This window comes from Nocardia sp. CA-120079 (assembly GCF_050955745.1).
Taxonomy (GTDB): domain Bacteria; phylum Actinomycetota; class Actinomycetes; order Mycobacteriales; family Mycobacteriaceae; genus Nocardia.
In genome coordinates, this window is record NZ_CP192088.1 from 1,695,333 (window position 1) to 1,719,699 (window position 24,367).

General features: G+C 66.1%; 16 protein-coding genes. 4 read left to right on the top strand and 12 right to left on the bottom strand.

Annotated features, from left to right (window positions below; all coding sequences use genetic code 11):
• The first annotated feature begins 17 nt into the window (after positions 1 to 17).
• Positions 18 to 1,499, top strand: a complete 1,482-nt coding sequence (locus ACQPYR_RS07845; protein ID WP_433629364.1) for a DHA2 family efflux MFS transporter permease subunit — start codon at positions 18 to 20, stop codon at positions 1,497 to 1,499.
• A 151-nt stretch (positions 1,500 to 1,650) separates the two neighbouring features.
• Here the strand turns inward: ACQPYR_RS07845 and ACQPYR_RS07850 are convergent, their stop codons facing one another.
• Both ACQPYR_RS07850 and ACQPYR_RS07855 read right to left on the bottom strand, forming a co-directional pair.
• Positions 1,651 to 3,471: a sulfite oxidase gene (locus ACQPYR_RS07850; protein ID WP_433629366.1), complete on the bottom strand. Its 1,821-nt coding sequence runs from the start codon at positions 3,469 to 3,471 to the stop codon at positions 1,651 to 1,653.
• A 57-nt stretch (positions 3,472 to 3,528) separates the two neighbouring features.
• Positions 3,529 to 4,086 carry a CGNR zinc finger domain-containing protein gene (locus tag ACQPYR_RS07855; RefSeq protein WP_433629369.1) on the bottom strand — a complete coding sequence of 186 codons (558 nt, stop codon included), beginning with the start codon at positions 4,084 to 4,086 and terminating at the stop codon, positions 3,529 to 3,531.
• 88 nt (positions 4,087 to 4,174) lie between these two features.
• Between ACQPYR_RS07855 and ACQPYR_RS07860 the strand changes: the two genes are divergently transcribed.
• Positions 4,175 to 5,044, top strand: a complete 870-nt coding sequence (locus tag ACQPYR_RS07860; protein WP_433629372.1) for an alpha/beta fold hydrolase — start codon at positions 4,175 to 4,177, stop codon at positions 5,042 to 5,044.
• 55 nt (positions 5,045 to 5,099) lie between these two features.
• Here the strand turns inward: ACQPYR_RS07860 and ACQPYR_RS07865 are convergent, their stop codons facing one another.
• From ACQPYR_RS07865 to ACQPYR_RS07880, 4 genes are all read right to left on the bottom strand, one after another.
• Entirely contained in the window at positions 5,100 to 6,890 is a 1,791-nt protein-coding gene (locus ACQPYR_RS07865) for an AMP-dependent synthetase/ligase (protein ID WP_433629375.1), read from the bottom strand.
• An 80-nt stretch (positions 6,891 to 6,970) separates the two neighbouring features.
• Positions 6,971 to 7,897 carry an alpha/beta hydrolase gene (locus ACQPYR_RS07870; protein WP_433629378.1) on the bottom strand — a complete coding sequence of 309 codons (927 nt, stop codon included), beginning with the start codon at positions 7,895 to 7,897 and terminating at the stop codon, positions 6,971 to 6,973.
• A gap of 27 nt (positions 7,898 to 7,924) precedes the next feature.
• A complete protein-coding gene (locus tag ACQPYR_RS07875) occupies positions 7,925 to 8,755 on the bottom strand; it encodes an SDR family NAD(P)-dependent oxidoreductase (RefSeq protein ID WP_433629381.1) in 831 nt (276 codons plus the stop codon).
• On the bottom strand, positions 8,752 to 10,284 hold the full coding sequence (locus ACQPYR_RS07880; RefSeq protein ID WP_433629384.1) for a flavin-containing monooxygenase: 1,533 nt from the start codon (positions 10,282 to 10,284) through the stop codon (positions 8,752 to 8,754). The genes ACQPYR_RS07875 and ACQPYR_RS07880 overlap by 4 nt, the downstream gene beginning before the upstream one ends.
• Before the next feature lie 68 nt (positions 10,285 to 10,352).
• Between ACQPYR_RS07880 and ACQPYR_RS07885 the strand changes: the two genes are divergently transcribed.
• Together ACQPYR_RS07885 and ACQPYR_RS07890 are read left to right on the top strand one after the other, a co-directional pair.
• Positions 10,353 to 10,988, top strand: coding sequence for a TetR/AcrR family transcriptional regulator (locus ACQPYR_RS07885; RefSeq protein ID WP_433629386.1), 636 nt, complete (start codon positions 10,353 to 10,355; stop codon positions 10,986 to 10,988).
• A gap of 209 nt (positions 10,989 to 11,197) precedes the next feature.
• Positions 11,198 to 12,841, top strand: a complete 1,644-nt coding sequence (locus ACQPYR_RS07890) for an alkaline phosphatase D family protein (RefSeq protein WP_433629389.1) — start codon at positions 11,198 to 11,200, stop codon at positions 12,839 to 12,841.
• A 150-nt stretch (positions 12,842 to 12,991) separates the two neighbouring features.
• On the opposite strand, the gene ACQPYR_RS07895 is transcribed toward ACQPYR_RS07890, so the two are convergent.
• From ACQPYR_RS07895 to ACQPYR_RS07920, 6 genes are all read right to left on the bottom strand, one after another.
• Complete coding sequence (locus ACQPYR_RS07895; RefSeq protein WP_433629391.1) at positions 12,992 to 16,768, bottom strand: multifunctional oxoglutarate decarboxylase/oxoglutarate dehydrogenase thiamine pyrophosphate-binding subunit/dihydrolipoyllysine-residue succinyltransferase subunit; 3,777 nt, start codon at positions 16,766 to 16,768, stop codon at positions 12,992 to 12,994.
• Between the two features lie 97 nt (positions 16,769 to 16,865).
• Positions 16,866 to 20,528 (bottom strand): ABC transporter ATP-binding protein, encoded by a 3,663-nt coding sequence (locus tag ACQPYR_RS07900; RefSeq protein WP_433635052.1) that lies wholly within the window; start codon positions 20,526 to 20,528, stop codon positions 16,866 to 16,868.
• A gap of 102 nt (positions 20,529 to 20,630) precedes the next feature.
• A complete protein-coding gene (locus ACQPYR_RS07905; protein ID WP_433629394.1) occupies positions 20,631 to 21,413 on the bottom strand; it encodes an ABC transporter permease in 783 nt (260 codons plus the stop codon).
• Positions 21,410 to 22,384 carry an ABC transporter ATP-binding protein gene (locus ACQPYR_RS07910; protein WP_433629397.1) on the bottom strand — a complete coding sequence of 325 codons (975 nt, stop codon included), beginning with the start codon at positions 22,382 to 22,384 and terminating at the stop codon, positions 21,410 to 21,412. The genes ACQPYR_RS07905 and ACQPYR_RS07910 overlap by 4 nt, the downstream gene beginning before the upstream one ends.
• Positions 22,381 to 23,112, bottom strand: coding sequence for a hypothetical protein (locus ACQPYR_RS07915; protein ID WP_433629400.1), 732 nt, complete (start codon positions 23,110 to 23,112; stop codon positions 22,381 to 22,383). Before ACQPYR_RS07915 ends, ACQPYR_RS07910 begins: the two co-directional genes overlap by 4 nt.
• 155 nt (positions 23,113 to 23,267) lie before the next feature.
• The gene (locus ACQPYR_RS07920; protein WP_433629403.1) at positions 23,268 to 24,293 is read right to left on the bottom strand and encodes a glutathione S-transferase family protein; all 1,026 of its coding nucleotides are present in this window, start codon (positions 24,291 to 24,293) and stop codon (positions 23,268 to 23,270) included.
• Positions 24,294 to 24,367 lie beyond the last annotated feature (74 nt).

Genomic DNA, 24,367 nt, shown 5'->3' on the forward strand with positions numbered 1-24,367 from the left:
AGATAGGAACCAAATCCATGACCACACAACGTAATCCGTGGCTGGCGCTATTCGCGCTGGTCGTCGGGTTCTTCATGATCCTGCTGGATATGACCATCGTCGCGGTCGCCAATCCGGCGATCATGACGGATCTGCAGGCCGACATCTCCCAGGTCATCTGGGTGACCAGCGCGTACTTGCTGACCTATGCGGTGCCGCTGCTGGTCACCGGTCGGCTCGGCGATCGCTACGGGCCCAAGAACCTGTACCTGATCGGTCTGGCCGTCTTCACCGCCGCCTCGCTGTGGTGCGGTCTGTCCGGATCGATCACCATGCTTATCGCTGCGCGGGCCGTGCAGGGTCTCGGCGCCGCGATGATGACGCCGCAGACCATGGCGGTGATCACCAGGACCTTCCCGCCGGACAAGCGCGGTGCGGCCATGGGTCTGTGGGGCGGTGTCGCCGGTCTGGCCACGCTGGTCGGCCCGATCCTCGGCGGTGTGCTGGTCGACGGGCTCGGCTGGGAGTGGATCTTCATCGTCAATGTTCCGGTCGGCATCGTCGCGTTCGCGCTCGCGGTCTGGCTGGTTCCTGCGCTGCCGACGCATGAGCACAAGTTCGACGTCCCGGGTGTGGTGCTCAGCGGTCTCGGTCTGTTCCTGCTGGTCTTCGGTATCCAGGAGGGCAATACCTACGACTGGTCGCTGCGCATCTGGCTGATGATCGGCGCGGGTGTCGTTGTGCTCGCGGTGTTCCTGGTGAATCAGTCGCGCAATACCGGTGAGCCGCTGCTGCCGTTGGGGCTGTTCCGTGATCGCAACTTCGCGATGTCGAATGTGGCCATCGCGGCCATGGGCGCGGCGGTCACCTCGTTTATGGTGCCGACGTACTTCTACCTGCAGGCGGTGCGCGAAATGTCACCGACCAAGTCCGCCTTGGTATTCGCGCCGATGGCGATCGTCACCGGCGTTTTCGCACCGATCATCGGCAAGGTCTCCGACAAGCTGCACCCGCGTCTCGTGCCCACCATCGGATTCATCGGATTCTCGGTGTCGATCTTCTGGTTCTCGGCAGTGATGACACCGCATTCGTCACTGGTGTGGTTCCTGGTCTCGGCCGCGCTGGCCGGTTTCGCCAACGCCTGCATTTGGGCGCCACTGGCTTCCACCGCCACGCACAACCTGCCGATCCAGTTGGCCGGTGCGGGCGCGGGTGTCTACAACACCACCCGGCAGGTGGGTTCGGTACTCGGTAGCGCCGCGATCAGCGCCTTGGTCGCGGCCCGGATGAGCGCAAACGGCCTCGGCGGCGGCAAGGTCTCCGAAGGCGGTGCGGGCCAAGGGCCCATCCCCGAATTCGTCAAGGACGGCTTCAGCACCGCCCTCAGCCAAGCCATCCTGCTCCCCGCGGGCATCCTTCTGATCGGTGTAATCGCCTCGGCCCTGTTCATCCGCCACGGCAAGTCCGCCGCATCCGGCCCGAAGACCGACCTGGCCAAGGCCGACGCCGTCGGCGTCTGAGCTGGTCAACTTGTACCCCGCGACAGTTTTGTTCGCGGGGTACAAGGCATTCAGCGCACGAGTTCTGTGAGCCGGTCCCAGTTGACCTTTAGGGGCAGCCTTGTGATATCTGCCAAGCGACCACATCCGAATTGTGCGGGTACATCGGTACTCACGTGACCTGGATGGTGGTGGAGGGGTAGCCGGTGGCGCCGTCGGGGACTACGGGGGCGCGGGCTTCGGTTTGGGTTTCGCCGGTGCCGTCGGTGGCGCGGGCGCGGATGGTGTGGGGGCCGGGGGTGGCGTTCCAGTCGTAGACCCATTGGCGCCAGGTGTCGGTGGACTGTTCGGTGGACAGGCGGGCGGGTTGCCATGGGCCGTTGTCGATTTGGACTTCGACGGCTCGGATGCCGCGGTGTTGGGCCCAGGCGACGCCGGCGATGGCGGTGTTGCCCGGTTGCAGTTTGGCGCGAGCGCGCGGGGTGTCGATGCGGGTGCCGGTTTTGATGGGGCCGTAGGCGGACCAGCCGCGACGGGTCCAGTAGGCGGTAGCGCGGTCGAAACGGGTGACCTCGAGTTCGGTCACCCATTTGGTGGCGGACACGTAGCCGTACAGGCCGGGGACGACCAGCCGGGCCGGATAGCCGTGTGCGACCGGGAGGGGTTCGCCGTTCATACCGACTGCGAGCAGTGCATCGCGGCCGTCTGTGAGTACGGCCAGCGGACTGCCCGCGGTGAAGCCGTCGATGCTGTGCGACAGGACCATATCGGCATCCGGATGCGGTCCGGCCTCAGCGAGCAGTTCGTCCAGGCGGTAGCCGCGCCAGCTCGCATTGCCGATCAGATCGCCGCCGACCGGATTCGAGACACAGGCCAGCGTCACCAGTGTCTCGACCGGTGTGCGTTTGGCGAGATCGTCCCAGCTGAGCTGGATTTCGTGATCGACCATCCCGTGGATACGCAAGGACCAATCGTCGACGGAGACCTGCGGCAGGATCAGCGCGGTGTCGATCCGATAGAAGTCGCTGTTGGATGTCAGGTACGGCGTCAGCCCCGGCAATTTCAAATCCGCGTCGGGTGCGAGCGAAACTGTTGGTCCACTGGGTTCCGGCAACTGAATTGCCGCCCGCTCCCCGGAGACGTCTCGCCGCCGCGCCCCGATCAGTCGCCCACCCACCCCGCTGAGCAGCGCCAGTCCACCCGTAATCGCAATGCCCCGCAACACCTGTCGGCGACCCGCAACCGACTCGGCCGGCGTGATCGCTGCGCCCTCAGGGATCTCCGTCGTGCCCTGGTTGGTCGAGTCACGGTGGCCGGTAGTCGTTTCCGGTGCCGCCGATGCCGGTGCTGGCGGGCTCTCCCGAACTTGCTCGGGCACCTCGTCGGTCCTGCCGGGTGAGGCCGACGTGTGGGTGCTGGATGAGTCAGCTTGTGTGGCAGTGGTTTTCGGCGTTGCGGATTCGGCCGAATCATGGCCGGTAGTGCGCGGTGCGACTGCTCGATCTTCGCCGTGTGCGGTACCGATCGAGGCGGAAGATGGCGCGGCGGGCTGGGCTCTGCGTGCGGCCGCCGCGTCGTCGATGCGGGAGGTCAGGGCGCGCAGGGCGTAGATGCCTGCGGCAACGCCGATTACGGTCGGCCAGGCGGCGGACAAACCGGACCGTCCGAACGCAATGGCCGCGGTGAGCAATCCGAGGGCGGCCAGCAGCCAGGATCCGCGCGGGTGGTCTGTTCGTTCGATAACTCCGATGAATCCGGCGACCAGTATGGCGACCAGCGCCATGCAGACGAACAACAGCGTCTTGTCATTGGTGCCGAAGGTTTGGATGACCCATTCGCGCACGCCGTCCGGGGTGTGGTCGATGACGGTGGAGCCGAGAGCGTTCGGGGGCGCGCTGTCGGGGCCGATGAAGGCGGCCACGAGCTCGGACACGCCGAGTGTCAGTCCGGCGGCGACAATGCCCGCCGCCACCCGAAAGCGCAGTTCAGCCATGGTCCGAGCCTACTGCCGGGTGCGGTCGGGGAGTATGACCATTCGGTGACGTGAACCTCAGTCCGCGGACTTGTGGCGCTGGTAGTAGCGGGCGACACGGACCCGGTTGCCGCAGCGTTCGGGTGAGCACCAGCGCCGGCGCGGGTGGGCGGGCAGGAACAGCAGAACGCAGTCGTCGGCCTCGCAGCGCTTCAGCTTGCCGATCGATGGATCGGCGAGCAGGTCGGCGGCGGCTTCGGCCAGGACGGCGGCCAGCTTCTCGGCCGCCGTGCCGTTGCGACGCACAGTAGTGATCACCGCTTCGCCGCCCCACTCGAGCTGTCGGGTCGCGGGCGCGGCTGCCTGCGCGACATTGAGTCCGCGTAAGGCATCGGTGGGCGGGCGACGTTCATGGAGCAGGGCGTCCAGGACTGCGTTGGTGTGGTCGCGCACCGCATGAACGGCTACCAGGTCGGCGGGAGTGGGGTGTGCAACCGTCAGCTCCGGAAAACGTTCGGCCTGCAGCGCAAGCCAATTCGCGAGGTCGTCGGGGGTCGCCAGCAGATCGACACCGCTCGGCCGGGTATTGACCAGGTCCAATGCCAACGGCTCGCCGACCAGCGGAGCTTCACTCATACATCTAATGCTACATCGAGCAGTTGACACATTAGAAGTCGATCGGCTAGAACTAATGCAACATCACGGAAAGAAAGCATGTGAAGCCATGATCGAGCTGCCAGTCATCCACCACCGCCACATCGATGTCGACGGCGTCGAGGTCCACTACCGCGAATCGGTCCCCAACCGCGCGGATGCTCCGGTGCTATTGCTGCTGCACGGCTTTCCGTCGGCCTCGCACCAGTTCCGCAGGCTCTTCGATGTGCTCGGCGCACAGTACCGGCTGCTCGCCCCGGACTACCCGGGCTTCGGAAACACCACCGCACCAGCCGATTTCGATTACTCGTTCGAGCGATTGGCCGATGTCGTCGAGGGCTTCGTCGAACGGCTGGAACTGCGCGAGTTCGCCATGTACGTCTTCGATTTCGGCGCTCCGGTCGGCTTCCGCATCGCGCTGCGCCACCCCGAATGGATCAACGGCCTCATCGTCCAGAACGGCAATGCCTACGAGGCGGGACTGTCGGATCTCGCTCGCGACTTCACCGCATTGCGGCCCGAGGACGAAGGAGCCGAAGACACGATTCGCGGTCTGCTCACACTGGAAGGAACCCGCGGCCAATACGAGCAGGGCGTCCCCGACCCGGCGGTGCTCAGCCCCGAATCGTGGATCCTCGATCAGTACTTCCTCGACCGGCCCGGCCGCAAAGAGGCCCAGGTAGCCCTCGCCTTCGACTACAAGTCGAATGTCGCCGCCTACCCCGAATGGCAGCAGTGGTTGCGCAAGTACACCCCGCCCACCCTCGTCGTCTGGGGCTCGAACGACCCCTTCTTCCCTGAGCCCGGCGCGCACGCCTATCTCGCAGATCTCTCGGACGCCGAGCTGCACGTCTTCGATACGGGCCACTTCGCGTTGGAGACACACCTGGCCGAGGTCGCGCCGCTGATCGCCGACTTCCTGGACCGCCTCCGCAGCTGAACGAAAAGCAAAGGCGCCGCCCGCAACTCGCGGACGGCGCCTCGCAAAACCAGCGTCAGCTGTAGATCTTCTCCACCTCGGACGCGTACTGCTTCATCACCACGGCCCGCTTCAGCGACATCTTGGGTGTCAGCTCACCGGTCTCCTGGGTCCAGTCGACGGGCAGGATGCGGATCTTCTTGATCGCCTCGGCGTGCGAGACCTTCTTATTGGTCTCCGCGACCGCCGCATTGACCTCCGCGACCAGCGCCGGATTCTCGATGATCTGCTCGATCGGGGTCTCGACGGGCAGGTTGTTGCGTTCCTTCCAGCCCGGCAGCGCCTCCGGATCGAGGGTGACCAGCGCGCCGACGAAGGGCTGTCCGTCGCCGACCACCATGACCTGGCTGATCAGCGGGTGGGCGCGCAGCGAATCCTCCATCAGACCGGGGGAGACGTTCTTACCGCCCGCGGTGACGATGATTTCCTTCTTGCGGCCGGTAATGGTGACGTACCCGTCGCCGTCGACGGCGCCCAGGTCACCGGTCTTGAACCAGCCGTCGGTGAACGCCTCCTCGGTGGCCTCGGCATTGCCCCAATAACCGTTGAAGACAACCGATCCGCGCAGCAGCAGTTCGCCGTCTTCGGCGATCTTCACCGCATGGCCCTCGATCGGCTTGCCGACGGTGCCGACGCGAATATTGCCGGGGGTGTTCACGGTGATGGCCGCGGTGGTCTCGGTGAGGCCGTAGCCCTCGTAGATGGTGACGCCAACGCCGCGGAAGAAGTGGCCCAGGCGTGCACCGAGCGGTCCGCCGCCGGAGACCGCGGCCTCACACTGACCACCGAGCGCGACCCGCAGCTTGCTGTAGACGAGCTTGTCGAAAACCGTGTGCTTGAGCTTGAGCACCAGGCCGGGCCCACCGTTGTCGAGGGACTGGCTGTAGGCGATGGCGGTCTCGGCGGCCGCGTCGAAGATCTTGCCCTTACCACCGTCGTGCGCCTTCTGCTTGGCGCTGTTGAACACCTTCTCGAAGACGCGCGGCACCGCGAGGATGAAGTGCGGGCGGTAGCTGCCGAACTGTTCGACCAGGGTGGACCAGTCGGCGGTGAACGCGACGATCACCTTGGCGTCGAATGCGGCCAGCGTGACGGCACGCGCGAAGACGTGCGCCAGCGGCAGGAACATCAGCGTCTTCTTGCCCTCGGCGACGTACTTGTTCAGCGCGATCCGGTCGGACTTCGACTCCGCGTACAGATTCGAGTGCGAGAGCATGACGCCCTTGGGGCGGCCGGTGGTGCCCGAGGTGTAGATCAGGGTGGCCGGGGACTTGGCGTTGACCTCGGCGCGGCGCGCGTGCACGGTCGCGTCGTCGAGGTCGGCGCCGCGCGCGATCAGATCGTCGACGGCGCCCTTGTCGATCTGCAGGGTCTGCTGCAGATCCGGCAGCGCACCCGCCTCGATCTCATCGATGACCTTGCGATGCTTATCGCTGTCGACCACCAGCAGCTTGGTGGCGGAGTCCTGCAGGATCCACTTGGCCTGTTCGGCGGCCGAGCTGTCGTAGATGGCGACGGTGCAACCGCCCGCGGCCCAGATGGCGAAGTCGAGCAGCACCCACTCGTAGCGGGTCGGTGCCATGATGGCGACGCGATCGCCGAGTTCGAGACCGGAGGCGATGAGGCCCTTGGCGACATCGGTGACCGTCTTGGCGAACTCCGCGGCCTTGATTTCCCGCCAGCCGCCGCCGTCGGTGACGTTGAACAGCACCGCGCCCGGCGACTGCTCGGCATGCCGGAAGACGTTATCGGAATTGTTCGCATCTTCCGGGACGGTGTAGGAAGCCGGGGCTTCGAACTCTCGCATCAGTGCCCTTCCACGTGGGTTTACTCACCAGTAATCTACGACACCTGTGACCGGGACGTCAGCTCGGCCTGCTCGCATATCTATCCTAAGTCGCGGATCGAGACCGGTTGGACGGCTTCTCGCAGGAAATCCGCCAGTTCGGTCAGTGCGGCGGCCGCGGGACCCACGAGCGCGGCCTGCAGCTGCGCGACGTGCCATAGCCCCTTGCTCTCAGTAAACCGGACATGGACGCCTGCTGCCCGCAGTGCCGTCACCAATTCGACACATTGCGCGTGCAGCAGTTCGCTGACATCGACCTGTACATACGTCGGCGGCAAACCGCGCAGTTCACCGTGCAGCGGTGCGTAGCCGGTGTCCTTGTCGTCCCCGTCGCCGAGATACGCCGCGGCGCATGCGCGCGACCACGGCCGATTGATCACCAGATCGCGGAACTTGTCCGGGACCTGATTCGGATCCACCCACGGCGCGATCAGTCCCAGCGCCGCCGGGGCGTAGCCGTGTTCGGCGATGAGCCGCTGCGCGGTGGCCAGCGACAGCCCGCCGCCCGCGGAATCACCCGAGAGCGCAATCTGTTCGGGGCGGTAGCCGATATTGCCGACCAGTTCCAGGAAGGCTGATTCGGCATCCTCGAGTCCGGCCGGGAACGGGTGCTCCGGCGCCAATCGGTAGTTGAGAACATAGACGGTGCAACCGGTTTCGTGCGCCAGCCGGGCGGCCAGTGAACGGTGCGTCGTCGGCGATCCGATCGCATAGCCGCCGCCGTGCAGGTAGAGCACTGCGCCTGCGTTCAGATTCGGCCTTGCCGAACCCGCGGTGATTCGTTCCGCGGGTCGCCCGCCGAGGCGGAGCCGGTGCACGGTCGTGCCCGATGGCAGAAACTGTGCGCGCGAACCGATATCGAGCAGCAATCGCTGCATCTGCCAGGGCAGTCGCGCGTTCAGTGCGACCCGGAAAATCGGACTCAGCAGCGCTCGCGCGACGGGTAGCGGAATGTTGATGTCACGCATAGGTTTTCCTCGATTCCCCGCGCCGGCTCAGGGTAGGAACGGACGGTTCACCGCGGCGGCGATGCGCTGGTAGCCGGAGGCGGTGACCCGGACGAACAGGTCGAGCACCTTGGCCTCCCAGCCGATCAGCACGCGACCGTGTCCCTTGCGGACGCCCTCGGTAATGGTCTGCGCGGCCATTTCCGGCGTGTGAATGGCCAGCTTCTTGTCGAACAGCGATGCGGCACCCTCGCTGTCGATGCCCTCGGCATAGGTGGCATTGCGGGCGACGGCGGTCTTGATGCCGCCGGGATGCACACAGGTCACCTTGACCGGATGCTTGCCGACAAGCATTTCCTGGCGCAGCGATTCGGTGAACCCGCGCACCGCGAATTTGGCTGCGTTATAAGCACTCTGGCCCGGGACCGCGATGAGGCCGAACAGGCTGGAGACATTGACGACGTGGCCGTCGCCGGATTCGATCAGCAGCGGCAGGAAGGCCTTGGTGCCGTTGACGACGCCCCAGAAGTCGACGTCCATGATGCGCTCGATGTCCTTGAACTCCGAGCGGATCACCTCGCCGTGGTAGGCGATGCCCGCGTTATTGTAGATCTGGTGCACCTTGCCGAAGTGCGCCTGCACGGCGTCGGCGTACAGCAGTACCGCTTCGCGCTCGGTCACATTCAGCCGATCGGCTTTGATTTCGGCTCCGTACGCCTCGCAGCGGCGCACCGTCTCGGCCAGGCCGTCGGTATCGATATCGGAGAGCGCGAGTTCGGCGCCACGCCTGGCCAGGTTCTCCGCGAGGGCACGGCCGATGCCGGAACCCGCCCCGGTGATCACACAGACCTTGCCCTTGAAGTAAGCATCATCGCTCACTGTGCTGCCACCACTTTCAGATCGTCTCGGAGACTTTCGACGCTAGTCGTCTCATAGGCGGAGACGTCGAAATTCTTTGTAATCCTGCGGAATTCGAAGGTGAAATCCGGCCAGAGCGTGGTGTTGTTGCCGTGCTTGTCCAGGTACCAGCTGGCGCAGCCGCCGGTACTCCACACGCTTTTCACCAGTTTGCCCTGCAGGTTCTTGTTGTAGGTGTCCTGCGCCGCGCGCTTCACCTCGACGGTGCGCAGGCCGAGGCGATCGACGGTGGCGAGAGCATCGGCGATGTAGTTGATCTGGGATTCGATCATGTACACCATCGAGGTGTGGCCGAGGCCGACGTTCGGGCCGAGCAGGAAAAACATATTGGGGAAGTTGGCGACGGCCGAACCCTTGTAACCCTGCTGGCCGATTTCATCGAATACCTCGGCCAGCGTGCGACCGTCCTTGCCCGAGATGGCGTTGTAGGTCGGCGAATCCGTGACGTGGAAGCCGGTCGCGACGATGAGTGCGTCGATTTCGCGCTCGGTGCCGTCCTTCGTGACGATGGAATTCGCGCGCACCTCGGCGATGCCGTCGGTGACCACGTCCACATTCGGGCGGCTCAGCGCCGGGTAGTAGTCGTTGGAGATCAGCATGCGCTTGCAGCCGATACGGAAGTTCGGAGTGACCTTCTTGCGCAGCTCCGGATCGCGGATCTCCAGCTGCAGCTTGGCCTTGGCGATCAGCTCGAAGGCCTGCATCAGCGCTGGAACCTTGGCCAGGCCGACGACCTGGGTTTCGCGGGCGGCGTAGATGGCGGCGCGCGATAGTCGCTGGAAGCCGGGGATGTGCCGGAAGGCGAGACGCTCCGGCAGGGTGTACGGGCGGTCCATGCGGGGCAGCAACCACGGCGCGGTGCGCTGGTAGACGTCCAGGTGCGCGACTTGCGGGGCGATGGACGGCACGATCTGGATGGCCGAGGCACCGGTGCCGATGATGGCGACGCGCTTGCCGGTCAGGTCGGCGTCGTGGTTCCAGCGGGCGGAGTGGAAGATCTCGCCCTCGAAACCGTTGATGCCCTTGATATCCGGGAGCGCGGGCTCGCACAGCGCGCCGACGGCGGACACCACGGTGTCGGCGGTGAAGCTGCCCTTGCTCGATTCGATATGCCACAGGTTGGTGGCGTTGTTCCAACGGGCCGCGGTCACATCGCAGTTGAACAGGTGCTTGTCGAGCACGTTGTACTCGCGCGCGACGCCCTGGATGTACTGCTGGATCTCGCCCTGCTTGGAGAACGAGCGCGACCAGTTCGGGTTCAGCGCGAACGAGTACGAGTACAGGTGCGACGGCACATCGCAGGCCGCGCCCGGGTAGGTGTTGTCGCGCCAGGTGCCGCCGACATCGCTGCCGCGTTCCAGCACGAGGTAATCGTTGCGGCCCTGCTTGCTCAACCGGATTGCCAGGCCCAGACCAGCGAAACCGCTGCCGATGATGATGGTCTTGACGTGGCGGTTGCCGACAGCTTTGTCTGTAACCTTGCGACTCATATATTGCAGACTACGGTGCTATTGAGCATGAGTCAACAGTATTGAGCAGCGTTCAGTAAGATGGGCCCGTGAGTAGTCGAGGCACCGGAGAAACCGTCAAGCGCACCCGGCTCAGCCCGGACGAGCGCCGTCTACAACTGATCACCCTGGGCGCGAAGATGCTCGGGGACCGCGCCATCGAAGACATCTCGATCACCGAAATCGCCGGGGAAGCCGGGATCTCCCGCGGCCTGCTCTTCCACTACTTTCCGACCAAACAGGACTTCCAACTGGCGATAGTCCGCCATGCCAATGCCGAGCTGCTGGAGCACGTCGAACCCGACCGCACCCTCGGGGTCTTCGACATGCTGCGCGATTCGATCGAGCGCTACATCGAGTACGTCGGCGAGAACCGCAATTCGTACGTATCGCTGCTGCGCGGCCCGGCGAGTGTGAGCGCCGAGGTGCTCCCACTCGTCGACCAGACCCGCAACGTCATCATCGACATCATCCTGACCGAAGTGCCCGTCGACATTCCCGACGCCGACCGCCCCCGCCTCACCCTCGCCATGCGCGGCTGGATCGCCTTCGTAGAGGAAACCACCCTCACCTGGCTGCGCCACGAAACCATCACCCGCGAACAGTTGGTTGACCTCTTGGTCGAATCGCTACTCGCCCTGGCCCTTGCGCTGAACCCCGCACTCGCCGCCGCCCTACGGGGGTGAGCTCCGCGCGATTCGTAATTTCGAGCACTCCTGCAAGACTGCATAAACGACAACAACCAAGCCCGTAGCTGCGTTCAGCATGTATGAACGAAGCTGAAGTCGGAGTGTCCGCTACAGAGTGCCACGCTTACTTGATGCGTGCGCGCAGCATCGTCACGGTGGACTCGGCAGACGGGCGGGCGGCGGCGATGGTGGGGATACCCTGACGTATGGGTCTGTCGCGGCGGAAGCTGTTGCGGTTCGGTACCGCTGGATCGGTTGCGGTGTTGGTGGGGGCGTCGGCGGCGAGCAGTGGGCGGTTTCGGGCGCCGCGGTGGTTGGGGGATCCGTTCACGTTGGGGGTGGCCTCGGGGGATCCGCTGCCAGACGGGGTGGTGTTGTGGACGCGGCTGGCGCCGGATCCATTGGCGCCGGACGGGCACGGGGGGATGGCGCAGCATCCGGTGACCGTTGATTACGAGGTCGCGCACGACGAGCAATTCCAGGATGTGGTGGCGCGAGGAAGTGCGGTCGCGACTCGTGAACTCGCACATACCGTGCACCCGGAAGTCGGGGGACTCGAGCCGAATCGCTGGTACTTCTATCGATTTCGGGCGGGCTCGGCGATTTCGCCGGTCGGTCGAACCCGAACGGCACCTGCGCCCGGGCAGCCCACCGCGCGAATGCGATTCGCGTTCGCGTCCTGTCAATCGTGGACCTCCGGCTACTACACCGCTTATGAGCATATGAGCGTCGAAGACCTCGATTTCGTCGTACACCTCGGGGATTACATCTACGAACGCGGCTGGAGCCGTGGACGCGAGGGCATGTCGGTGGAGCCGTATCTGGCCGTTGAAGCGGTCGATCTCCCTGGCTACCGACTCCGCTACGCCCAAGCCAAGGCGGAACAACCGCTGCGCGCCACCCATGCTGCCTTTCCCTGGCTCGTCACCTTCGACGATCACGAGATCGACAACAACTGGTTCGCCGACCACCCCGGCCTCGGTCTGGACATCTACCGCATCCCCGCCTTGTTCCGCCGCCGCAAAGCCGCAGCCTTCCAAGCGATGTACGAGCATCAGCCACTGCGCATCGCGGCCCTGCCGTCCGGCCCGAGCATGCGCATCCACCGTCGCTACAGCTTCGGTGACCTCGCCGACGTCACCATGCTCGACACCCGCCAATACCGCACCGGCGGAGCCTGCGGAAACGGCAATATCGGCGACGACTGCCCCGGCAGACTTTCGCCCGACCGCTCGATATTGGGCGCACCACAACGAGATTGGCTGCTCGACGGCCTCGCCCGCTCCACCGCCCGCTGGCAGATCCTCGGCAACCAGGTGGCCATGGCCAAATCCGACTATGACCCCGGCCCCGGTACCAATTTCGGCACCGACGCCTGGGACGCCTACGTAGCAGACCGGAACACCGTCCTCGCCACCGCCGCCGACCGCGACATCCACAACCTCGTCGTCATCACCGGCGACCGCCACCACAACTACGCCGCCGACCTCCGGCCCGAGTACAGCACTCCCGAATCCCCAGTCGTAGCAGCCGAATTCACCGGCACATCGATAACAACCGGCGGCGACGGCGCCGACGTCAACCCCACCGGCCGCAACCTGCTGGCCGCCAACCCCGATATGAAGTTCTTCAACTCCCAACGCGGCTACGTCCGAGTCCACCTCGATCACACCTTGTGGCAGACCGACTTCCGCACCGTCCCCTACATCCGCCACCCCGGCGCCCCCATCCGAACCCGAGCGAGTTTCGTGGTACAAGACCGAGTCCCAGGCGTCACCGCAGCTGCGCAGCCCGATTACGACCGCGCTCCCGAGTACGGAAGCGCAGGCCCCCCTCCTGCTCCAAGGTAGTCGTCGGGGTGTTGGGAAGCATGCGGTGCAGGCATCACATTCTCGATCAAGCGATAGTTCCGCACCACGTCCCGCGCCGGATACGAGCAACGCCGGACCGAATCACTCTGGGGGAGAGGAGATTCGGCCCGGCGTCGGGTCAACGAGAAACTACGCGGTCGGCTCGAAGGCCTCGGCGACGATTTCGGCTTGCTCCACGGCATGCACCTTGGACGAACCCGAGGAGGGGGCCGACATGGCGCGGCGGGAGATGCGGCGGAGTTTGGTGAAGCGCTCCGGGAGGAGTTCCGGGAGGTTCAGACCGAAGAAGGGCCAGGCGCCCTGGTTGGCCGGTTCCTCCTGGACCCAGGCGATATCCGTCGCATTCGGGTAACCAGCAAGCGCCTCGTTGAGGCGGAACTTGGGCAGCGGGTAGAGCTGCTCGATGCGGACGATCGCCACGTCTTCGCGCTTCTGCTTGGCCTTTTCGGCGACCAGCTCGTAGTAGAGCTTGCCGCTGGTGAGCAGGACGCGCTTGACCTTGCTGCGGTCGCCGACGCCCTGTTCGTAGGTGGGCTCGTCGAAGACCGAGCGGAACTTCGATTCGGTGAAGTCCTTCAGATCCGAGACCACAGCCTTGTTGCGCAGCATCGACTTCGGGGTGAAGACGATCAGCGGACGGCGGATGCCATCGAGCGCGTGACGGCGCAGCAGATGGAAGTAGTTCGCCGGGGTGGACGGCACGGCGACCGTCATCGAGCCCTCGGCGCACAACTGCAGGAAGCGCTCGATGCGACCGGAGGTGTGGTCCGGGCCCTGACCCTCGTGACCGTGCGGCAGCAGCAGCACAACCTCCGACAGCTGACCCCACTTGGCCTCACCGGAGGAGATGAACTCGTCGATGATGGACTGCGCGCCATTGACGAAGTCACCGAACTGCGCTTCCCACAACACGAGTGCGTCCGGGTTGCCCAGCGAGTAGCCGTATTCGAAGCCGACGGCGGCGTATTCGCTCAGCGCCGAGTCGTGCACCGCGAACCAACCCGGGTTGGAGCTGCCGATGTTGTGCAGCGGGGTGTATTCCTCGGCCGTCTTGCGGTCGATGATCACCGAGTGACGCTGGGTGAAGGTACCGCGACGCGAGTCCTGACCGGTCAGACGCACCGCGCGACCCTCGTCGATCAGCGTGCCGAAGGCCAGCAACTCGGCGAAGGCCCAGTCGACCTTGCCCTCGTACGCCATTTCGCGCCGCTTCTCCAGCACCGGCTTGACGCGCGGGTGCACATTGAAGCCCTCGGGGACACCGAGGAAGGCGTCGCCGATGCGCTGCAGCACGGTCTTGTCCACGGCGGTCACGACCGTCGCGGGCACCTGCTGGTCGTCCTCGACCGATTCGCTCGGCTCCGGGACGTACTTCTCCAGCTCGCGAACCTCGTTGAAGACCCGCTCCAGCTGACCCTGGTAGTCGCGCAGCGCGTCCTCGGCCTCTTTGAGCGAGATGTCGCCACGGCCGATCAGGCTCTCGGTGTAGGCCTTGCGCACCGAGCGCTTGGTGTCGATGACGTCGTACATGTACGGCTGGGTCATCGACGGGTCGTCGCCCTCGTTGTGGCCGCGACGCCGGTAGCAGATCATGTCGATCACGACGTCCTTGCGGAACTTCTGGCGGAAGTCGACCGCCAGACGCGCCACCCAGTCGCAGGCCTCCGGGTCGTCACCGTTCACGTGGAAGATCGGCGCGCCGATGAACTTCGCGATATCGGTGGAGTATTCGGTGGAGCGGCTGTTCTCCGGTGCGGTGGTGAAGCCGATCTGGTTGTTCACCACGATGTGGATGGTGCCGCCGACGCGGTAACCGCGCAGCCCCGACAGGTTCAGCGTCTCCGCGACCACACCCTGACCCGCGAATGCGGCATCACCGTGCAGCATCAGCGGCATGACGGAGAAGCCCTCCGGCCCGTCGCCCTTGTTCAAAAGGTCTTGCTTCGCGCGTACCAGGCCCTCGAGCACCGGGTCGACCGCCTCGAGGTGCGAGGGGTTGGCGGTCAGCGAGACCTCGATCTCGTTGTCGCCGAACATCTGCAGGTAGGTGCCGCGCGCGCCGAGGTGGTACTTCACGTCGCCGGAGCCGTGGGTGGCGGCCGGGTTCATGTTGCCCTCGAACTCGGTGAAGATCTTCGAGTACGGCTTGCCGACGATATTGGCGAGCACGTTGAGGCGACCGCGGTGCGGCATACCGATGACGACCTCGTCGAGCGAGTGCTCGGCGCACTGGTCGATGGTGGCGTCCATCATCGGGATGACGGCTTCGGCGCCCTCGAGCGAGAAGCGCTTCTGCCCGACGTATTTGGTCTGCAGGAAGGTTTCGAAGGCCTCGGCCGCGTTCAACCGGTTCAGGATGTACTTCTGCTGTGCGACAGTCGGTTTGACGTGCTTCTGCTCGACCCGCTCCTGAATCCACTGCAGCTGCTCGGTTTCCAGGATGTGGGTGTACTCCACACCGACGTGGCGGCAGTAGGCATCGCGCAGCACCGAGAGCACATCGCGCAGCTTCATCCGCTCCTGGCCGTGGAAGCCCGCGACATCGAAGGTGCGGTCCAGGTCCCACAGGGTGAGGCCGTGCTGGGTGACATCGAGGTCGGGGTGGCTGCGGAACTTGTCCTTGACCAGCCGCAGCGGGTCGGTGTCGGCCATCAGGTGGCCGCGGTTGCGGTAGGCCGCGATCATTTCGAGCACGCGGGTGCTCTTGTCGACGCCGCGTTCCTTGACGTCCTTGCGCCAGCGCACCGGCTCGTAGGGCACGCCGAGGCCGTGGAAGATCTCGTCGTAGAACTCGTCGCTGATCAGCAGGTTGTGGATGGTCCGCAGGAAGTCGCCGGATTCCGCGCCCTGAATGATGCGGTGGTCGTAGGTCGAGGTCAGGGTCATCAGCTTGCCGACGCCGAGCTCGTTGATGCGCTCGTCGCTCATGCCCTGGAATTCGGCGGGGTACTCCATCGCGCCCGCGCCGATGATCGCGCCCTGGCCCGGCATCAGCCGCGGCACCGAGTGCACGGTGCCGATGGTGCCCGGGTTGGTCAGCGAGATGGTGACACCGGTGAAGTCGTCGATGCCGAGTTTGCCGTCGCGGGCACGGCGCACGATGTCCTCGTAGGCGGTGTGGAACTGCCCGAAGGTCATGGCCTCGCAGCCCTTGATGGCCGCGACGACCAGCGAGCGGCTGCCGTCCTTGCCCGCCAAGTCGATGGCGAGACCGAGGTTGGTGTGTGCCGGAGTGACCGCGTTCGGCTTGCCGTCGATTTCGGCGAAGTGCCGGTTCAGATTCGGGAACGACTTGACCGCCTGCACGATCGCGTAGCCGAGCAGGTGGGTGAAGGAGATCTTGCCGCCGCGGGTGCGGGCCAGGTGGTTATTGATGACCAGGCGGTTGTCGATCATCAGCTTCGCCGGAATGGCGCGCACGCTGGTCGCGGTCGGGATGGCCAGCGACGCGGACATGTTCTTGACCACGGCGGCGGCCGGGCCGCGCAGGACCTTCGCCTCGTCGGTCGCGATGTCGGCAGTCTTCGGCGCGCCGGAAGTGGGCGCGGCGTTCGAGGTCGGTGCGGGAGTCGTCTGCGGTGCGCGGGTGGTGGGCTTCGCGGGCGCGGGAGGCTTGGGTGCGGCGGGCGCGGGCGCTGCCGGAGCGGGGGCCGCAACGGCGGGGGCCGCGTTCACCGGCGCGGGGGCCGGTGCCGGGGTGGCCACCTGCGCGGGCGCGGCCGCGGGCGCGGCGCTGCTGTTACCGGAATCACCCGGGACTTCGGGCGTGTAATCGGCGAGGAACTCGTGCCAACTTTCATCGACGGAAGATGGATCCTGTTTGTACTTTTGATACATCTCATCGACTAGCCACTGGTTCTGTCCGAACTGGGAAGTTGAGCTGCTCACAGCAGGTGTTCGCCTCATTTCGTTCTTCGCGCTGCGACGTTTGTGACGTGCCCGGCACGGGGATCAGCGGATGCGCGCCGATGCGCCCTCTGTCGAGGATAGGCCCAGCAGCAAATCAGTGAATCGACTGACCACCGGACAACCCCGATCCCAAAGATGACGACCCGTCCTCACCCGAGAATATTCCCCCCGCTTCACTGGCCGCCGCCCAGAGCTGGGCATAGCGGCCGCCGGCCGCAACCAATGTGTCGTGCGGCCCGATTTCGGCGATTCGTCCGCGTTCCACGACGGCGATCCGATCGGCTCGCGCGGCGGTGCCCAGTCGGTGCGCAACGACGACGGTGGTCCGGCCGCGCGTCAGCGATCGGCTCGCTACCAGCACCGATGCCTCGGTCTCCGGATCGAGGGTGGCGGTGGCCTCGTCGAGCAGCAGCAGATCCGGACGCACCAGTTCGGCCCTGGCGAGTGCGATCAGCTGGCGTTGGCCCGCCGAGAGGCCTCGACCGCGCTCGCCGATCGGATGACGCATGCCCTGCGGTAGCGCGGCGATCATGTCGGCCGCACCGACCGCGGCGGCGGCCGCCGCGATCTCCGCTTCGGTCGCGGAAGGTTTCCCGAATGCAATGTTGCTGGCGACGTCGCCGGTGAAGAGGTGAGCTTCCTGGGGAACGATGCCGAGCCGGGCGCGGTAGTCGGTGAGGCGATAGTCGCGGATGTCGATGTCGTCGACGGCGATCGCACCCAGGTTGTCGCTGGGCAGATCGTAGAGGCGGGCCAGCAACTTGACGATGGTCGATTTGCCCGCGCCGGTCGGTCCGACCAAAGCCAGCGTGGATCCGGCCGGAATCCGCAGTGACACTCCGTCGAGGGCAGGCTTCTCGGTGCTCGGATAGTGGAATCGGATGTCGTCGAGGACGACCTCGCCACGCAGTCCGTGGTCGATCGCGATCGCCTCCGGTGGATCGGCGGCGATCGAGGACGGGGTGCGCAGCAGGTCGCCGATGCGGCGCAGGCCGACGCGCGCCTGCTGGTAGCCGTCGAAAACCTGGGACAACTGCAGGATCGGGCCGAAGAGCAGCTGCAGGTAGAGCACGAAGGCGATGAGTGTGCCCGCGGTGGTGGTGTTCTCGGCGACTTCACGCGCGCCGAAGTACACGACCGCGGCCAGCGCCAGATCCGCCCAGGCAATGACGAACGCGAAGTACATGGCGATCGCGCGCTGGGCGCGCATCCGGCTGGCGCGGTAGCGATCGGAATATTCGGCGAAGCGGCGGGCGGCGACCGGCTCGTGCCGGTTGGCCTGGACGGCGCGTAGACCGGCGACGTTTTCCTGGAAATCGGCGTTGACGGTCGAGACGTGTTCGCGCGAGATGGTGTAGGCGGTGGCGGAGACGCGGCGGAACAGCGCCGTTGCCACCAGCAGCGGCGGCAGCGCGACCAGCACCACCGCGGCCAGCGAGGCATCGATGACCAATAGCGCCACTGCGATACCGACCAGGGTGAGTGCGCCGATCAGAGCGGTCGCGACGCCGGTCTGCAGGAAGGTCGAGAGTGCGTCCACATCGGTGGTCATCCGGGTCATGATGCGACCGGAAAGCTCGCGCTCGTAGTAGTCCAATCCCAGCCGTTGCAGATGGGCGTAGCTGCGCACGCGCAGGCCGTAGAGGACGCGTTCGCCGCTGCGGGCGGTGCGGACGGTGGTCGCCGCGCCCACCGCGAGACCGAGCAGCACCAACACCGCGCCGAGCACTCCGGCCCGGGCGAGTGCGCCTGAATCATGTTCGCTCACACCGGAATCGATGGCATAGCGGACGATAGGCGGGAACGCGACGCCGATGAGGGTATCCAGTGCGAGCAGGGTGAGTACGGTCAGAACCAGCCAGCGCACCGGACGCAACAGTCGAGCGAGCCGGAATCCGGGATCGGGTTGGCGCAGCTGTTCGTCGTCCAGGCCGGGTTGTTCGGTGGCCGGTGGCAGACGTTCGATGGTGCGGCGCAGTTCCGGGGTTTCGCTGAGATCGGCGGCTGCGCCGGAGAATCCGCCCGGGCCGCTGGTTGGTGTGGTGGTGCGCCTGGAACCGGCTGCCGCTGGAATGTCGGCGATTGTGGCTTCATCGGTGGCGTATGAGACCGGCCCGGGGAGCCGGATCACCCGATCCGCATGGGCCAGCGTGGATTCCCGATGCGCCAGGATCAATGTGGTGCGTCCGCCCGCATCGGGCAGTTTCTCGAAGATGGCCGCCTCGGTCACCGCGTCGACCGCGGAGGTCGCGTCATCGAGCACCAGAATCCGTGGCCGCGCCAAGAGCGCTCGGGCCAAAGCGATTCGCTGCCGCTGCCCGCCGGAGAGCGTCAATCCGCGTTCGCCGACCACGGTGTCGTAGCCGTCGGTGAGTTCGGTGATGAACTCGTCGGCCGCGGCAAGCTTTGCCGCATAGCGGATTTCGGCATCGGTGGCCGTCGGTCGGCCGAGCGCGATATTCGCGGCGATGGTGTCGCTGAACAGGAACGGGTCGTCGAACACCACTGCGACCGCGCCGCGTAGATCGGACGCGCGCAGGTCGGCGATATCCACCCGCTCCGTGGTTCCCGCGGATCCGAACAGGCGGATGGTGCCGGACTCCGGAGCGTAGAAGCGGGGGAGAAGCAGTGACAGCGTGGACTTTCCAGAGCCTGCGGGCCCGATGATGGCAACAGTTTCACCGGGCCGCACGGTCAGATCGAGGTCGCGCAGGATGGGCTGCGCGGGCTCGAATCCGAACGTCAGTGAATCGATTTCGATGCCAAGGGGCCCATCGGGGAGCTCGGCGGGCGCGGGCGGGTCGGCGATTTCGGGGGCGGCGTCGATGACCTGGTAGACGCGCTCGGCGGCGGCCCTGGTCAGCTGGGCCATGATCACCACCGAGGACATGGTGCGGGTGGTGACGGTCATGGTGGTGACGTATGCGGAGAAGGCGAGAAAGGTACCTATGCCGATGACGCCGTGCAGTGCGAGCAGCCCACCGAAAACGATCACCGCGACCAGTCCGGCTTGCGGAATCGTGGTCACCACGGGGGCGAAGCGCGCATTGATCTTGGCGGCGCGCATGCGCTCGGCGTAGAGAACGCGCCCGTGCTCCTCCAGTACCCGCACCATCCTGGCTTCCTGCCCGAAGCCCTTGACCACCCGGACGCCGGTGACGGTCTCTTCGACATGTTGGGCGACCTCGGCGGCTCGCTGCTGCGCCGACCACGTCGCCGCGTACAGGCGGGGCCGCATCCGATACACCAGCACCGCGATGGCCGGAACCACCAGCAATGCGACGGCGGCCAGCGGCGGCGACAGCCACACCATCACCGCGGCGGCCAGCAGGAACTCCAGCAATGCCAACCCCGACAGCGGCGTCATCGCCAAAAGGCCCTGCACCAACTGCAGATCCGTGATCGAACGCGACACCACCTGTCCGGTGCGCAGCGCGTCCTGTCCGACGCCGTCCAGCCGCTGCAGCGAGGCGAGCAGACTCACACGCAGCGAGTGCTGCACGTCGAGGGAAAGCCGTCCGGCCAACATACGGCGTCCGAAGGCTGCCGAGAAGCGGCCGAATGCGACAAGGGCGAGCAGGGCCGCGATGGTCCCGATGACGGAGGTGTCACCGACTCCGGCCGCATCGACCGCCCGCTTGGTCAGCAGTGGCGCGGAGATCTCGACCACTGCTCCGGCCGCCAATGCGATCGCGATCCCCGTGACCGTTCCCCGGTGGCCCCAACACTCGGCCCACAATCTGCGCATCCAACCCATATCGCGCTCGGTCACTCCGCTGCTCACCCCGTCTTGTCGTGCTGGTACCGACGGTAATGACACGTGCCGCACCGCTGTTTGTTCCCCGCGGCCGGGGCCGGATCAGATGTCGCGAGAGCGCAGCAACCACCACGCACCGCCCGCGGCGGAGATTGTCCAGAGAATGAGGACCACCAGGGCAGCGGGGGTGGGGGCCAAGAAGTCGCTGTCTTTGAAGGAACCGACGGCGACGGTGCTGACGGTGGCGGAACCGGGCAGGACGGTGACCACTCCGGCCAAACCGATCGCCTTGGCCACGACCCAGATCAGCGGTTCGATGATCACCAGCCAGCCGAGCATCGCCACGACCGCCGTGGTGGAGGTGCGCAGCAGCAGGCCGAGGCCGGCGCCGATCAGGGACCAGCAGACCGCGGCGAGCAGCCCGCCGCCGAGGACGGCGAGTAGGCGTACTCCGAAGTCGAATTTGCCACGGCCGAAACCGAGCAGGCAGGCGAAGGCGATGAGTTCGACGACGAAGGTCGCCGCCAGGGCGCAGCCCGCGGTGACGAGGAACTTCGCGGCGACGAGCCGGTCCCGGTCGGCGGTGAACAGGGCGGTGGTCGGCATTGTCGCGTAACGGTATTCGGCTCCCGCACCGGCCGCGCCGAAGGCGCCCGCCAGCACGATCGCGACCGCGAGACCGATATAGAGCCCGATGGTCGCCGCGCCTGTGGCCGGATTGGATTTCGGATCGGCGGGTCCAGCGAGCAGTACGGTCACCGTGCTCGCGACGAGGGCGACGGCGGGAATCAGCGCGGCCAGGATTCTGCTGGCGCGCAGCGTGCTGACCTTGCGGACCTCGGAATTGACGGCCGGAACGAGGTCCGGCGGCAGAACGGCGATCATCGTGTAATCCCGTAGGGGGTCGGTTGCTGCGGTGCGATCCCGGCATAGGGGGCGGGCTGGGGTGGGCGGGCCGGTTTGACCAACGAGGCGAGCACTCGGTCGGGATGGATCTGGTCGGCGGCGATATTGTCCACGCGCACACCGGCCGCCGTCGCCGCCGCACGGATCTGGGCTTCGGTCGCTTCGGCGACGGCGAGGCGTCCGTCGGGGCGGATCACCGCATCGGTGAAGCCCTGTGCGGCCAACATGGTCGCGAGTGCGATCGGGGTCGATGCGGCGACGACCAGTCGATCAGGGTGTCCGCGCCGCAGCCGGGCGGGGGTGCCCTGATAGACCACCGAGCCCTCGCTCACGACAATGATGTTGTCCGCCATCGGCATCACGTTCGCGAGGCTTTCGCTGGACAACAGGGCCGAGCCGCCGCGACGGGTGTGCCGCCGCAGGACGTCGGCCAGCCAGGCGCGTTCTGCCGCGTCGAGACCGGCCAAGGGCTCGTCGAGAATCAGCAGCTGCGGGTCGCCCAGCAGCGCGGTCGCCAAGGCCAGCCGGGTCTGCGATCCGTCCGACAGCTCGCCCGCCCGTGTCTTCGCCAACTCACCGAGGCCGACCAGCTGGATCACCTCGTCGACCCGCGCGGCCTCTACTCCCGCGGCCGCCGCATACACCAGCAGATGATCACGTGCGCTTCGAGCCGGATGCAGCCCACGTGGCTGCAACATGGCGCCGACGACAACGGCGGATCCGTCGCCCCGCCGCGAGCCCGGCCCGCCGACCGCGGCGGTTCCCGAGGTCGGCTGGTGTAGACCGAGCAGGATCCGCAGGATCGTCGACTTACCCGCACCCGCCGGACCCACCAGGGCGGCGGTGGAACCGGACGGCACGGTGAAGCTCACGTTTTCGACCGCGGTGACCAGGTCGTAGCGCTTGGTCAGGCCGCGGACGGAGAAGGCGAGCGGTCGGCCCGCGCTCATCGTGGCGTGGTCGGCGGTTGCGGCTTGACCGGATCCAGGGCGGGCAGCGGGTCGGCGTCGATGACGAGCTGCCGATCGGCGGGCCAGGTCACCGGCGCGGGTCCGAATGCCTTGCGCGCGTTGCCGATCGTGGTCTTACCGAGTGCCCGATTGCCGACGCTGCCGATCACCGCTCCGATGCCGGCGGGCACCACCTTGCCTGCCATCAATGCGGCCCGCTTGGTGATGAAACGGATGATGAATCGCTTGAGCAGCGAGTCGTTCATGCTCGACAGGCCGGGAATCCTATTGGCGAACAGCGTGCCCCAGTTCTTCGCCGAATGACCGACCGTCTTCTCGACGATCTCCATCCCGCTCTCACCGAGCACGACCGCGAGCACCAGCGCCCGCCGCGTCTCTTGGTCCTCGGGGGAGATGCCGTGCACGGCCGCGACGGCCAGCGTGAACACCGCGGACGCCTCCATGAAGAAGGTGGTCTCGGCACTGACCGCCGCGAGCGCCGCGATGGTGCCGACTCCCGGCACCGCGGCCGTCGCGCCGACCGCACCGCCACTGCCGGTGACCGCGAGCAGGTACTGGTGCTCCAGCCGCTCGATGATCTGCGCGGGGTTCTCCGAGGGATGCGAACGCCGCAGCCGGTCCACGTACTTGGCGACCGCGGGCCCCTGCAAGCGGGACCCGGTATCGAGTAGCTGGACCACCGTCTTCTCGAACGTGCCTTTGAACACGGCGATATCCTCCTCTTCCGCCCGTAGGCCAACGACCTTATTGCACCGGCCGCCATCAACTCGTCATGACAACGATGTACCCGGTCGGCCGGGTTCCCGATGGGGGATGGCAGCCGGCGGAGCCGACAGGGTGGGTGTACCCGGTGTCGGTCCGATCACGCCGGTTCGCGCAGGGCAGGGACCCTCTCCGTGAGCGGTGGCGGTGGCGGCGGGGTGCCGTCGCCGAATGGCCTGCCGCCCAGCGCTTCTCGGCCGTGCGGGGTCAGCCAGTTGGTCAGCTCCGGCCCCTTGGGCACGATCTGCGTCGGGTTGATATCGGCGTGCACCACGTAGTAGTGCTCTTTGATCTGGCCGAAATCGACGGTGTCACCGAATCCAGGTGTCTGGTACAGATCGCGCGCATAGGCCCAGAGCACCGGCATTTCGGTCAGCTTGGAGCGGTTGGTCTTGAAATGTCCGTGATAGACCGGATCGAAGCGGACCAGCGTGGTGAACAGGCGTACATCGGCCTCGGTGATGGTGTCGCCCACCAGGTAACGCTGGGTGGCGAGCCGTTCGGACAGCCAGTCCAACCGAGCGAAGAGCCGATCGTAGGCCGCCTCGTACGCCTCCTGTGTACCGGCGAATCCGCACCGATAGACGCCGTTGTTGACATCACGGAAGACGGCCAGATTCACCTCGTCGATCTCGGCCCGTAGCTCCTGCGGGTAAAGCTGCGGCGCGCCGAGGCGATGGAGTTCGGTCCATTCGGTGGAGAAGTCGAGGGTGATCTGCGCGTAGTCATTGGTCACCACCTGCCCGGTGGGGACGTCCACGACCGCGGGCACCGTGATGCCACGCGGATAGTCCGGGAATCGCGCATGGTAGGCGTCACGCAACCGGGCAATGCCCAGCACCGGATCCACCCCACGGGGATCCAGATCGAAGGTCCAGCTGTGCCTGTCGTGCGTCGGCCCGCACAAACCGAGTGAGATGACGTCTTCCAGTCCCAGCAGCCTGCGCACGATCAGCGTGCGGTTGGCCCACGGACAAGCCCGCGCCGCGACCAGGCGATAGCGGCCCGGCTCGACCGGATACCCGTCGCGGCCATCAGCGGTAATGCGTGTGGTGATGTAATTCGTATCCCGCTTGAACTCACCGGCTTCGACGTAGGAGCCATTTTCCGATACCGACTTGGTCACCCGCCTAGTCTCGCAGATCGACGGCTGAAGGGATGCCCGCCGTCGGGATGGGGTAGCCCGGGGATGGCAGCCGT